The organism is Staphylococcus sp. GDY8P54P (assembly GCF_017892645.1).
Classification (GTDB): Bacteria; Bacillota; Bacilli; order Staphylococcales; family Staphylococcaceae; genus Staphylococcus; species Staphylococcus ureilyticus.
This window is the reverse complement of record NZ_JAESLN010000008.1, coordinates 232,807-245,888: the sequence shown is the minus strand read 5'-3', so window position 1 is coordinate 245,888 and position 13,082 is coordinate 232,807. Positions and strand designations below refer to the sequence as shown.

11 protein-coding genes and 1 pseudogene are annotated in these 13,082 nt (G+C 32.1%); 4 read left to right on the top strand and 8 right to left on the bottom strand.

Annotated elements, in window-relative coordinates; translation table 11 throughout:
* Positions 1–17: 17 nt before the first annotated feature.
* Positions 18–899 carry an N-acetylneuraminate lyase gene (locus KA883_RS03390; protein WP_046206773.1) on the bottom strand — a complete coding sequence of 294 codons (882 nt, stop codon included), beginning with the start codon at positions 897–899 and terminating at the stop codon, positions 18–20.
* A gap of 225 nt (positions 900–1,124) precedes the next feature.
* Between KA883_RS03390 and KA883_RS03385 the strand changes: the two genes are divergently transcribed.
* Positions 1,125–1,997, top strand: coding sequence for an ROK family protein (locus tag KA883_RS03385; RefSeq protein ID WP_046206772.1), 873 nt, complete (start codon positions 1,125–1,127; stop codon positions 1,995–1,997).
* A 358-nt stretch (positions 1,998–2,355) separates the two neighbouring features.
* On the opposite strand, the gene KA883_RS03380 is transcribed toward KA883_RS03385, so the two are convergent.
* A complete protein-coding gene (locus KA883_RS03380) occupies positions 2,356–3,153 on the bottom strand; it encodes a MurR/RpiR family transcriptional regulator (protein ID WP_019470049.1) in 798 nt (265 codons plus the stop codon).
* A 165-nt stretch (positions 3,154–3,318) separates the two neighbouring features.
* Between KA883_RS03380 and KA883_RS03375 the strand changes: the two genes are divergently transcribed.
* Positions 3,319–3,987, top strand: coding sequence for an N-acetylmannosamine-6-phosphate 2-epimerase (locus KA883_RS03375; protein WP_019470048.1), 669 nt, complete (start codon positions 3,319–3,321; stop codon positions 3,985–3,987).
* 86 nt (positions 3,988–4,073) lie between these two features.
* Here the strand turns inward: KA883_RS03375 and srtA are convergent, their stop codons facing one another.
* Entirely contained in the window at positions 4,074–4,673 is a 600-nt protein-coding gene (srtA, locus tag KA883_RS03370) for a sortase (RefSeq protein ID WP_210139863.1), read from the bottom strand.
* A 162-nt stretch (positions 4,674–4,835) separates the two neighbouring features.
* Here srtA and KA883_RS03365 point away from each other — a divergent pair, with 162 nt between their 5' ends.
* On the top strand, positions 4,836–6,005 hold the full coding sequence (locus KA883_RS03365) for an ArgE/DapE family deacylase (protein ID WP_046206770.1): 1,170 nt from the start codon (positions 4,836–4,838) through the stop codon (positions 6,003–6,005).
* Positions 6,006–6,263: 258 nt separating this feature from the next.
* Here the strand turns inward: KA883_RS03365 and KA883_RS03360 are convergent.
* Positions 6,264–6,937: pseudogene (locus KA883_RS03360) on the bottom strand (haloacid dehalogenase type II).
* Positions 6,938–7,153: 216 nt separating this feature from the next.
* Here KA883_RS03360 and KA883_RS03355 point away from each other — a divergent pair.
* Positions 7,154–7,417 (top strand): hypothetical protein, encoded by a 264-nt coding sequence (locus KA883_RS03355; protein ID WP_019470044.1) that lies wholly within the window; start codon positions 7,154–7,156, stop codon positions 7,415–7,417.
* A gap of 351 nt (positions 7,418–7,768) precedes the next feature.
* On the opposite strand, the gene KA883_RS03350 is transcribed toward KA883_RS03355, so the two are convergent.
* The 4 genes from KA883_RS03350 to KA883_RS03335 form a co-directional block, all read right to left on the bottom strand.
* On the bottom strand, positions 7,769–8,839 hold the full coding sequence (locus tag KA883_RS03350; protein ID WP_046206769.1) for an NAD(P)-dependent alcohol dehydrogenase: 1,071 nt from the start codon (positions 8,837–8,839) through the stop codon (positions 7,769–7,771).
* Between the two features lie 19 nt (positions 8,840–8,858).
* The gene (xylB, locus tag KA883_RS03345; protein ID WP_046206971.1) at positions 8,859–10,343 is read right to left on the bottom strand and encodes a xylulokinase; all 1,485 of its coding nucleotides are present in this window, start codon (positions 10,341–10,343) and stop codon (positions 8,859–8,861) included.
* Positions 10,344–10,359: 16 nt separating this feature from the next.
* A complete protein-coding gene (locus KA883_RS03340; protein ID WP_225792159.1) occupies positions 10,360–11,655 on the bottom strand; it encodes an MFS transporter in 1,296 nt (431 codons plus the stop codon).
* A gap of 199 nt (positions 11,656–11,854) precedes the next feature.
* On the bottom strand, positions 11,855–12,880 hold the full coding sequence (locus KA883_RS03335; RefSeq protein WP_019470039.1) for a LacI family DNA-binding transcriptional regulator: 1,026 nt from the start codon (positions 12,878–12,880) through the stop codon (positions 11,855–11,857).
* Between the last annotated feature and the right edge of the window lie 202 nt (positions 12,881–13,082).

The window sequence follows — 13,082 nt, the reverse complement described above, 5'->3', positions numbered from 1 at the left end:
TCCCCTTATACGGTAACCTACAAATCGTATTTGTTAATTAATGTTTCTAATTTAGCTCTGTTATTTTCATTGAATGGTTTAAATGGGCGTTTCGGTAAACCTCCGTCAATACCACGTGTCGCTAAAATTTCTTTTAATGTAGAATAAATGCCCATAGACAACACATTTTCAATTATGTCGTTAGTATCATGCTGAATTTGATATGCTTCATCAATTTGACCGCTTTTAGCTTTTTCAAAAATTTGTCTTGCGCGTCTACCATTCACGTTATAAGTAGATCCAATTGCGCCATCCACACCAGAAATAGCTGCTTGCACTAACATTTCATCAAAACCTGAAAGTATTAATTTATCTGGATACGCTTTTCGAATACGTTCTAATAGGAAAAAGTTAGGAGCTGTATATTTTACGCCAACCACTTTTTTATGGTTAAATAATTCACCAAATTGTTCTATAGAAATGTTAACGCCAGTTAAGTCTGGAATTGCATAAATAATTAAATTATTTTGTGTCGCTTCAATTAATTCAAAATAGTAATCTTTGATTTCTTCAAATGAAAATGGATAATAGAACGGTGTAACTGCTGAAATCGCATCATATCCTAATTCAGTTGCATATTTACCTAACTCTATTGCTTCGTTTAAATCTAACGACCCAACTTGAGCAATCAATTTTACATTTTCATTAACCGCCTCTTTCGCAACTTTAAAAACTTGTTTCTTTTGTTCTTTATTTAATAAGAAGTTTTCACCTGAACTGCCGTTAACATAAAGTCCATCTAAGCCTTCAGTTTCAATGGCATTTTGAGCAATTTGCGCCAATCCTTTCTCTTTAACCTGACCATCTTCATCAAATGGTACTAATAATGCTGCATATAAACCTTTTAAATTCTCTTCCATCGTATAACCCTCCATCTATATATTTAAGTTATTATTCAAAATCATTTATATAACTGTATAATGCTTTAAAAAATATCTTTTATTTATTCTATTTACAGTTCAAATTGTAAACGCTATCATAGAGTGTGGCAATAGAATTTTGAAAAAATACATCATTTCGAAACAATATAAGTGAAAACTTTTTTCAACATCGATTTTCTTTTAAAAATTAAGGAGGATTTGTTTATGCATCCATATAAGATTGCTATTGATATTGGAGGGACAGAAATTAAAGCAGCTGTAGTTGATCAATCATTAAATTTTATAGAATATATCAAAACACCTACCCCTAACAACATAGATACATTTATTAAGGATAAAATTTATAACATTGTAATGACGTTTCAAAAATCTTATCAAATATCCCCACTTTATGTCGGCATTTCTAGCGCAGGCGTTATAGACGAACGCCGTGGCATAGTTGAATACGCTGGTCCAACCATACCCAATTACGTAGATACTGACTTCAAGTGTTTGCTTAAACCATTAAATGCTCAGGTGAACGTATTTAACGATGTCAATGCAGCTTTGTTAGGGGAATTGGTTTTCCATGATTACAGCGCACAAAATATTTTTTGCTTAACACTGGGTACAGGAATTGGGGGCGCTTTTTATAATAAATATTCCCAACTATACAACGGGGAACGAAATCGTGCTAATGAAATTGGTTATTTACTTTTTGATAGACAAACAAACAAAACATTTGAACAACGTGCCTCAACAACTGCCTTAAAAACACTCATGTTAGAAAAAGGATTTATTTATCAAGACAATGTACCAAAATTATTTGAACTCGCAGATCAACAAGATAATCTTGCATTATCTATACTCAATCAATGGAGTGATTCAATCGCAGAAGGTATCGCTCAAATACAGATTATTTATGATCCCGGTTTAATTCTGATCGGTGGCGGTGTTTCTTCACAAGGACAAAATTTATTAAAATACATCGTACCTAAAATCGAACATTACTTACCTGAGCAATACGGTCATGCTCATATACAAACAACGCGTACACAGAATCATGCTGCACTTTATGGCGCAGTCTCTAAATTTTAAAACAGCTATTGACGACGTTATGCTGTTATAGCCATGAAAATTACGTCCTTTATGTACCAAAATCATCAAAAATCCTACTATCAAAGAAATATTGATATTAAGCCAATTTTTCGTTTATGCAGGTATTTACTGTTGCACACGAAGAAAGCGGTCATAAATAAACACAATTAAGCGAGCACAGCACTTACTTGTTTCTTCATACTTTGAAATATATCCACCATATTAATGTCCATGGACTACAAAAGCGCCAAATTCTATATAATCTCAATAGAATTTGGCGCTTTTGTTTTAATCAAGGATACTTATATGCCTAACGAACCTCGTAACATTTATTTACGTGTTTACGTTCACAATGACTCTATTCATTTAACACTACTTTTTTCGTATGTTGATATACATTATGCATATATGTATCATCTAATAATAAGTAACTGACAATATCTATTAAAAACAATGTTGCGATTTGAGTATTAATAAATTGTGTGTCTTTATTTCTAGATTGATCAGTTGTTATGAGCACTAAATCTGCACACTCAGTAATTGGACTTCCTTCATAATTCGTTATAACTACGACATAAGCCCCACGTTCATGTGCTACTTTGGCTGCAGCTATAAGCTCTGTAGTTTCACCACTATTTGAAATCGCTACAAATGTATCTGATGCTGATAACAAAGAAGCAAATATTTTCATTTGATGAGCATCTGTAGACACATTCCCTTTCAAACCCATTCTCATCATACGATAGTAAAATTCTGTAGCTGATAATCCAGAACTACCAAGACCTGCATAAATGATTTGTCTACTTCGAATAATTTGGTTAACAAAGCTTTGAATTTTTTCATCAGAAATAAATTCTCCTGTTTGCTGAATAATATTTTGATGATATTTATGAATACGTTGAATTAAAGGACTATTTTCTATTACTCTTTCCGACATTTCTTGCTGTAAATTAAATTTCAAATCTTGAAAGTTCTCATAATCTAATTTATTACTAAATCTTGTAATCGTTGCAGGCGAAGTACCAATCGCATATGCTAATGAATTAATTGTTGAAAATGTGTCGTCAAAGTCATTGTTTTGAATATACGCTACGATTTGTTTATCTGTTTTAGTAAATAAATGATGGTAACGTTGCACGCGATTTTCAAATTTCATATTATCTATCCTCCCATCCCGATCATAGCTATAGTATAAATGAAAATGTTTTTCATAACAACGAAATATATTGATTATTATTTTCTTGGTGTTATATTAAAAATATAAATCTATTAGATAATAAAGTATTTTATTAAATCTACTAAAGTTACGGAGTGTATTATTATGTTACCACAAGGATTAATTGTCTCATGTCAAGCCTTGGAAAATGAGCCGTTACATTCATCTTTTATCATGTCAAAAATGGCTTTAGCTGCATATGAAGGTGGTGCTGTTGGCATTAGAGCAAACTCTAAAGAAGACATTATAGCGATAAAACAAGAGGTGAATTTACCTATCATCGGTATTGTCAAAAGAGACTATGCAAATTCCGATGTTTTTATAACCGCAACACGTAAAGAAGTCGATGAATTACTAGAAAGTAAATGTGAAGTTATTGCCTTAGATGCTACAAAGCAGGAACGTCCTGAAGAATCATTACAAGAACTTGTTTCTTATATACGTCAGCAAGCACCAAATATAGAAATTATGGCTGATATCTCTACACTTGAAGAAGCACAATATGCTGATAAATTAGGTTTTGATTACATAGGAACGACCCTTCGAGGCTATACTGCTTATACTAAAGGACATATATTGTATGAAGATAACTTCAAATTTTTAAAAGATGTGATTTCACATGTTCATGCAAAAGTTATAGCTGAAGGAAATGTCATCACACCTGAAATGTTTAAACAAGTTACAGCCTTAAATGTTCATTGTACAGTCGTCGGAGGTGCGATTACACGTCCTAAAGAAATCACCAAAAGATTTATTCAAGCAATTGAAAATTAACATTTAAAAAAGCCCGTATTCAAACTCATGTTTTACTTGGTTAATGAATACGGACTTTTTATATGACTTTTATTTAGCGGTGCATGTTATAGTGCTTCGGCAATAAATATTTTTCTATCTTCCCACTCACCTGTTTGTTCATTGTAATTATCACATGTAATTAATGTTAGTTGCTTCTTATTCGATGCTTGTTCGTCCAACACTTCAACTTCATCTGGTTTTACATCATAAATTTTAGTAATCTGATACGTTCTTCGATCATCTCCAACTTTAAAATAAACTTTGCTTCCCTTTTTCGTTTCAGGCAACCTAGAAAATTGATAATCCGAATGACCCGTTAATGTATGACCTGCAATTGCGATATTTTGATCCTCTAATGATTCGTTTGATTCCACAAAACTTACGCCTCTATCTAATTGTTTCGGCGTGGCCGGACCGGGATAAACAGGTGTTTTAATATCTGCATCAGGAATTGATAAATAACCTGCCATCTTTGTCTTATCTTTAGGTATTTCTACTTTCTTTTTTTCAGAATTTTTAGATTGTTGGTCATAATGTTCTATTTTATTTTCATTGTCTTTTTGAGTAAAATAATTATCAATCTTTGGTTTCATAAATAAATAAATTGCTATTATAATGAGTGCCACACCAATTAATGTTACAAGTCTACTTCCCCATTTTTTCATGTCACGCATGCTCCTTTGTCCAAATCAAAACATTCATTATAAGTATAGCACAACTCATTATCTAACAAAGCATATTTTTTTTGCATTAATCCTTTTATAGTTTTAAAAATTAATAATGTGGTAGATACTAAAGTATTCAATATATATAAAGGAAGTGTTTGTATGTCAGTATTTTCTAATGATGAGCGTGTAAAGATATTGTCTGACATTGTTGAAATTCAATCTGTGAACGAAAAAGAACTTGATGTCGCACATTATTTACAAGATTTATTTAATAAATTCGGAATTCAAACCAAAATCGAAAAACTGGAAGGCGAAAACACAAGAGCTAACTTAGTTGCAGAAATTGGTAACGGAAAACCTGTGGTTGGTATTTCAGGGCATATGGACGTTGTCACTACAGGTGATGAAAATTTATGGAATTATGATCCATTTAAGCTTACAGAAGATAATCAAGGAAGATTACACGGACGTGGTTCTGCAGATATGAAATCAGGGCTAGCCGCTTTAGCAATTAGTTTAATAGAAATTAAAGAAGCAGGTACATTAAATCAAGGTACTATCAGATTTATGGCGACTGCAGGAGAAGAAGTAACGAGTGACGGCGCTGCTTTATTACATGAAAAAGGCTATATGGATGACGTCGAAGCCCTATTAATCGCAGAGCCTTCACAAGATGGCATTGTTTATACACATAAAGGTACCATGGATATTCAAGTGATATCCAAAGGTAAATCTTCACACAGCTCAATGCCTGAATTAGGTTATAATGCGATTAATCCATTGGTCGATTTTATTCATTATTTAAATAAAGCGTATAACAAAGTTGATATTAAAAGTGAGTTGCTCGGTACGCCAACAATGAATTCAACAATCATATCCGGTGGCGACCAAGTCAATTCTATACCAGCCTATGCTGAGTCACTGTTTAACATGCGTACCATACCAGATTATGATAATAATAAATTTGAGGCGTTATTTAACAGTATAAAAGATCAAGTTAACCAAGAAAGTAACGCCGATATAACTGTTAACCCTTATGTAAACCGCGATCCCGTATATACTAAGGGGGATAATACGTTCTTAAAATTAGCTAAATCTTTAGGTGATTCCTATTTTGATAGAAATCTGGATGTGACTTCTTCTACTGCAACTACAGATGCATCATATTTAATGAAAGATAAAGATGAAAGTTTCTCATTTGTAATGTATGGCCCAGGTGAGACTGGACAAGCACATCAAGTTGATGAATATGTTTATAAAGATGCTTATCTAACTTTTATAGATTTATATAGCCAGTTATTACCACAATATTTAAATACGGCTAAATAAAATCACTAAGCACGTGATATAACACGCTTACGATCACTAAACAAAGCTTAATACAGAAACTGCGTACTCTATAAATGGCTAATCCACTTCGTATGGATTAGCCATTTTGTATTTAACATTTTCAATTTTACCATCATATATTTGACTAGAGTAAATTGTATAAACATTCAAAACTAACATCCATTTTTTTCATTCAAATTACTATGATGATTTTTCACTTTTAATGACTGTAAATACTCTCTGGACAATCTTAAATGTTTATTTATTCATCTCTAACCAATTAATTAATTCATTTAAATTATTAACTGTTATTGTAGGATTTTGTCCATTATAATCAAAATGTCCATTTTGTCTATTCACCCAAGCTGTATCAAAACCGAAATTGGTTGCTCCCGTTACATCCCAAGAATTAGAAGAAACAAATAATATCTCTTCTCTTTTCAGATGATGATATTTCAAAATCAATGCATAACTTGCAGGGCTGGGTTTATATTGTTTAATTTCATTAACGCTCATAACTGTATTAATATTTTCACCTAACTCAGAATTATCAATCAAAGGTCTAAGCATATTATCATTTCCATTAGATAGTATACCAACATCGATATTCATATTATTAAGTTGCGCAAGTATTTTAGGTACTTCGTAAAAATACTCTAAATTTAAAAAAGCATCAAACAACCTATTTATATCTTCACGATCATATTTTATTTTGTGTTCATCCATTGTATAACGTAAAGCTTCTTTCGTTAACTCATCAAAGGAAATATATCTTTGCATAATTTGTTTTAAAAACATGTGATTTAATTGCGTTTTTCTCCACAGCTTTGAAATTGATGTTGCTTGTTCATCATCAAATTGCGTCATACTTTTTTTAAAGAGGACATGTCAAAAAGTGTTCCATAAACATCAAAAATAATTGCTTTATACATTTTAAACCTCCTATTCAAAACACACATTTACTTATTCTTTATCACATTTCAACAAAGTCAAACAGTTTATTCTCATTTTTATTTTTATGTAAATTGATAAGGACAATTGTAAAGATATTCACTCTATCGTTTGTTAATTTTTTGTAAATTTCTTTAAATATAGCTTTATTACACTACAAATCGGTTATAGAACAGTAAGAAGGGAGGCTGGTTGTTATGAGAAGGATGTTTCTATTAGATTTACTAAACCTCTTTTTTATCGCCGTAGGTTACATGTTGATGATTACTTTGATTTTACTTTCTTTTGACTTCTTACAAATAAAAACAACCGGTTCAGTATTTTTAGAATCATTAAGTTCAGTTACTATTTTCCAATTTTTCAGCAATCCTATTTTTAACGGATTATTCACTTTATTTTTAATTGTATCTTCCCTAATATTTCTGTACAAAGCATTTGAACTTTATCAAAAAAATAAGTAATTATCATTGCTCTTCAATTAATTCAAAGCTTAATTTTATATCACTACAAATAAGCACCTATTTTTTATTTATAACGCATATCATTTATTTATTTTAATTTTTTTGAATTTTATATTGTAACAATACATTTTAAGATATATAATATTCTAAGAGAATGTTTCGTGCTATATCTCTAGGCTTTTATTGCCATCTATCATCATAGTTATATTCCATTCCCAGAATTAAACTTTATGCACCCATTAACACTAATGGTATCGCACTGCATTCTCAACAAATGTGCTAAAGTTGCTCATTTGAAAAGAGATCTAAAATCACTTTCAGGCAGTGATTTTAGATCTTCTTATAATACTATTACTTTAATTTCCCATTAGGATAAACCATAACTTTTAATGATCCGCTTTTATTGGTTCTTGCTCTTTCCATTGCTTCTTGTGCATCTTCCAAATCATATGAATCGGTAAACATTGTATTTAAATTAGCTGCAGTTGAAGATAACATCTCAAGGCCCATTGGATAAGTATTGGCATATCTAAAGATACCTACGACATTAATTTCATGGTTAGCGATAAAAGGTATATTTAACTCAATATTTTCTTGTTGTGGCAAGCCAACTATTGCTAAAGTTCCGCCATTGTTCAAGACCGCTAGTGCATTTTGTAAGGCTGTTGGATTACCTGCAGTTTCAAAAGCATAATCTACACCGTTATGATTTGTTATTTCATTGATACGGGTAATAACATCTTCTTCTTTAATATTTATAACATGTGTTGCACCAAGTTCTAATGCCTCATCCAATCTTATTTGTTCAAGATCTGACACTATAATTCTTGTAGCACCAAAAGCTTTTGCTGCTACAACAGCCATCAAACCAACTGGGCCCATACCCATTATTACTACCGTGGAACCTGGTTGAACGTTTGCACGTTTACATGCTTGTACGCCAACTGAAAATGGTTCATTTAATGTTGCTCCTTCATATGATAGTGCATCAGGAATATGGAATAAAAATCCTTCAGGATGACTTATATATTGACTAAAAGCACCATCAATAGGAGGCGTAGCTAAAAACTTAACATCAGGACATAAGTTATATTTACCAGCTTTACAGTATTCGCACTCTCCACAGGGAACTCCAGGTTCAATAGCAACTCTATCCCCGGGTTTAAAATGTGTTACTTTTGAGCCGATATCAGCAACGATCCCTGAACATTCATGTCCTAAAATCAATGGTTTTTCAACAACAAATTCCCCTACACGACCGTGTTCATAATAATGAACATCCGATCCACAAACACCTACCGCCATCACTTTTACTAAAACATCTGTAGGTCCTAATTTAGGAATGTCTACTTCTTTAAGTTCCATCTCAAATGGTTTATTTAATAATGAAATGTTCATAGTTTCTGGAATATTATTATTCATTTTAAATTCCTCCTAATAGTTAATTAATATTTAATAAGTTTTCTGTTATCGTTTTTGTCTGAGCGTATATATTCTTATAAATTTCAAAATACTGTTTATATTTTTTATGATTTTCTATATTTGGTTTATATGTCTCTCCTAGCGCTATAAATGTTTCAGCACATGCTTGCATTGTATTAAACCAACCTAATCCATATGCAGCTAACATGGCTGCTCCTACACCTGGACCTTCTTCATATTTCAATGCAGTGACTTGAGTATTGAAAATATCTGCTTGCATTTGTAACCAAAAACTACTTCTAGCGCCACCACCAATCGAAATAATTTCATCAATATGCCTACCGTTTTCTCTCATATATACAATGGATTCATATAGTGAATAAGTAATGCCTTCCACTGTAGCTCGTGCAAAATCCGCTTCTTCTGTATTACTATTTATCCCAATGAAACTTCCTCTAATATATGCATCACCATGTGGTGTTCGCTCACCTTGAATGTATGGTGAAAACAACAAACCATTTGCTCCAATAGTAGATTTCTCAGCAAAATTCAAGATTTCATCAAATGAATATGCTTTAAAAAGCTTTTCTTTGAGCCAATTTAAACTATGACCTGCACTTAATGTGACACCCATTGCATACGACATATTAGGCATGGCATGTTTAAAGAAGTGAATGTTATGTCCATAATCTACTTGATTATTTGTAGTACACGATAAAATCACACCTGAAGTTCCTATACTACATAACGTTTGACCTTCATTAATAACACCTGAACCTAAAGCGCCACATGCATTATCTGCACCACCAGCAAAAACAGCAATATCTTCTTTAATGTTTAGTTCTTTTTTAACTATTTCTGTAACATTACCTACATAACTATGCGACTGTACTAACGGTGGGTATATATCACCAAGTTCCAACTTGTCCCCAATTTCTTTTTCCCAGTCATTTGTTTTTGGATTGAAAAGAAGCGTACCTGCTGCATCACTATATTCCATAGCAATATGACCTGTTAGTCGATAGCGTACATAATCTTTAGGTAACAAAAATACTTCTAATTGTTGCCAATAATTTGGTTCGTTCTGTTTCATCCATAAAAGTTTAGGTAATGTAAAACCTTCAAGTATAGGATTATTTAAAAGTGTCTTCCCAAATTTGTTTTCTAATTCCTCGCATTGTTTAGTAGTTCTAGTGTCATTCCATAGTATTGCATTTCTAATAGGTTGGTATGTTTTATCCAGTGGTACTAAACCATGCATTTGTCCAGAAAACGAAAGGGCGCTAATACGTTTATTTGTCATTGTCTCTGTATTTATTAACTTTTTTATACCTTCTTTTACTGCCTCCACCCATGATTCAGGATCTTGTTCACTGTAGCCAATATATGGCTGACTCAATTTCAAAGGAATACTTGATTGTTCAATAACATGACCGCTTTTATTCACAGCAATAATTTTAACTGAACTCGTACCTATGTCTATACCAAGTACAACCTGTTCCAATTTACATCTTCCTTTCTTAATAATTTTCAATTTGTGCATTTAATGCTTCAACTTTATCGTCCCCAATGCCTGGTTGATGAACTTTAATATAATAAGTGATTGCTGCACCTACGAAATAACAAATAGCAAAAGCCCATACGACGCCAACTTCGTTGAATAAAGGTAATATAAGCGTGGCAATTAATGGTGCAATAAAATTACTCAATCCAGCAGCAAGATTATGTGAAGAAAGTGTAGCACCAATATGATCAGGCTCTAAAGCTGTAAAAATTGCAAAAATAGGTACAAATGCTGATTGTGTAATACCGAATAATACTGCACATAAAATTGCAATTGCAAACACATCACCACTAAGTATTGGTAAATAATAAAATAATAATGTCGTGATGCCACAACCGATACAACCAAATAACATCACTTGACGTTTCCAACCAATTTTATCAGCAATAATACCCCAAACTACATCACCAACGATACACGTCACATGCATTGTTCCCCATGTCCATAACCATTGTTGCATTGAAAATCCAATAGTTTCCGTGAATAATACTGGAAAGATAATAACTAGCCCAAACAAAGACAATTGATTAATGATGCGTACGATAAAGACTTTAATAATTTCTGGATTCTTATAAACTACGCCGATATCTTTTAATACTTTAGTATATCTTTGTTTAACCGAAAGCGTTATATTCGGCTTTACATCCCGTTTTCCTACAACGATAAATGCAATTAAACCTCCTATAAAAATCCATATTAATGACATCCATAGTGTTCCATTAAAACCTATAAATGGAATAGTGAAACTAGGTAAATAAGTACCAATTACCCCCATTCCAACTGAGAACATTGCCCAAAACCAACCAATTGCTGTGGCTAATCTTGCTTTATCAGTGATATAGGTTACCCATACTAAGAAACCATATAAAAACAAAGGATAACCTAATCCTCTAATACCATATAACACTAACATCATAGGCAAATTTTCCATTCCTATTCCAAACACTAAAAAAAGCACGTGGAAAATTAACCATATTATTGTTCCTAAAGCCATTATTTTCCTAGGACCGTAAACATCAGATAAAACAGCCGCTAACCAAGAACCCACAACTACCATCACGCCATAGACTGTAAACACTAAGGAAGCTTGACCACCAGAAAAACCGATATCAACAATATTTTTTGATAAAAATGCCTGTTCGATCCCATCTCCTGTCATAAAAATAAATATAGCTATAAGTGCAATAAAAATAATTTTCGGGATTCCCATCCATGTTTTTGGACTATCTTTAGAAATTGTAATGTTATTCAAAATATTTCCCCCTTATTTAAAAATATAACTAAAATAAACTTAAACGTTTAAGTTTTAGCGATTAAGTTAACGGGATTAAAATCAAATGATTTCAAAAACCCGTCTTGTTTAAACAATTCATAATACAATATCTACTCCAATGTATATAATCATAACAACAATCAACAAGTATCAGACTTGGAATACATTTTAGTTTTTATCATAATGACTTATCTTTTATAAATGAACAAGATTCACGTATGATTAGTTTTGTATTTAGTTCAATCGAAGAGACATTTTCCCCTTGAATTAGATGATTGATCATTTCGCCTGCGACACGACCTATCTCTTTTGTAGGTTGTGAAATGACAGATAATTTTGGAGTATAAATTTCATTCCAGTAACTATCATCAAAACCAATGATAATCATATCTTGAGAAATTTTTTTGCCACTTTCTTTTATTGCTTGTAAAGCACCTAATAACAATAAATGATTAGTTGCCACAACAGCTTGAACCTGTTTGTTAATTAATGATTTAGTCGCATGATACCCACTGTCAATTTGTGCATCCGTACCCAATTGCTGATTGCTATAATAAATGAGTTGCTCATCTAACTTAATATTATTTTTTTTCAACGCTTGTTCATATCCAGATTTCCGTTCTGACGTTGTGCTTATATCAGGATTCGCTAACAGTAACCCTATATTTTTACAGGTACTATCAATAATTCTCTGAGTTGCATCAAACGCTGCTTTCTTGTTATCCACGCTTATAGAAGGTAAATATGTACCATCTACTTTCCTATCTATAGTCAAGATAGGTGTTTGGCTCCACTCTTTCTTAAATTTTAATTTAGACTTCACTGGAACTAATATAATAGCGCTTACATTTTGCGCGATAAATGTTTCTATCAACGCTTGTTGTCTTAACTCGTTTTCCTCAGACGACACAACAGCTACATGCAATTGATGTTTTTGACATTCGTTGTTTAATTCTGTCAGTATCTCAGTAAAAAAAGGATTTTGATCAGGTACAATAAAAACAATTAAATTAGACTGCCCTGTTTTTAAACTTCTTGCAAATTGATTCGGTTCATAATGCAATTTATCAATTGCATCTAATACTTTCTGCCTCGTCTTTTTACCTAATTCAGTACTTTTGTTATTCAATACATTGGAAACGGTCGCAATTGATACCCCAGCAACTTTTGCTACATCATGAAGTGTAGGTTTATTTTTTTCCATGCCACTCACCTTAAACGTTTAAGTTATTTGCTTCGACTTATTCATGTCAGCTAGATTCATTATATATATTCACCACAATAAATGCAAGCGCTACCATAAATATTGAGATTTTTTCATTTTCAAGTAAATTAAATAGAAACCTATCATTTTATTATTTCAAAAGGCATTTTATTTTCCAAAATAGTGATTTTTCTATCTATAC

What these genes read in the sequence shown, in the direction of transcription:
- KA883_RS03385 (WP_046206772.1), top strand. Translation starts at nt 1,125, where the DNA reads ATGCATCCATATAAGATTGCTATTGATATTGGAGGGACAGAAATTAAA.
- srtA (WP_210139863.1), bottom strand. Translation starts at nt 4,673, where the DNA reads ATGAAAAAATGGGGAAGTAGACTTGTAACATTAATTGGTGTGGCACTC.
- KA883_RS03365 (WP_046206770.1), top strand. Translation starts at nt 4,836, where the DNA reads ATGTCAGTATTTTCTAATGATGAGCGTGTAAAGATATTGTCTGACATT.
- KA883_RS03380 (WP_019470049.1), bottom strand. Translation starts at nt 3,153, where the DNA reads ATGAAATTTGAAAATCGCGTGCAACGTTACCATCATTTATTTACTAAA.
- KA883_RS03350 (WP_046206769.1), bottom strand. Translation starts at nt 8,839, where the DNA reads ATGAATAATAATATTCCAGAAACTATGAACATTTCATTATTAAATAAA.
- KA883_RS03335 (WP_019470039.1), bottom strand. Translation starts at nt 12,880, where the DNA reads ATGGAAAAAAATAAACCTACACTTCATGATGTAGCAAAAGTTGCTGGG.
- KA883_RS03375 (WP_019470048.1), top strand. Translation starts at nt 3,319, where the DNA reads ATGTTACCACAAGGATTAATTGTCTCATGTCAAGCCTTGGAAAATGAG.
- KA883_RS03355 (WP_019470044.1), top strand. Translation starts at nt 7,154, where the DNA reads ATGAGAAGGATGTTTCTATTAGATTTACTAAACCTCTTTTTTATCGCC.
- KA883_RS03390 (WP_046206773.1), bottom strand. Translation starts at nt 899, where the DNA reads ATGGAAGAGAATTTAAAAGGTTTATATGCAGCATTATTAGTACCATTT.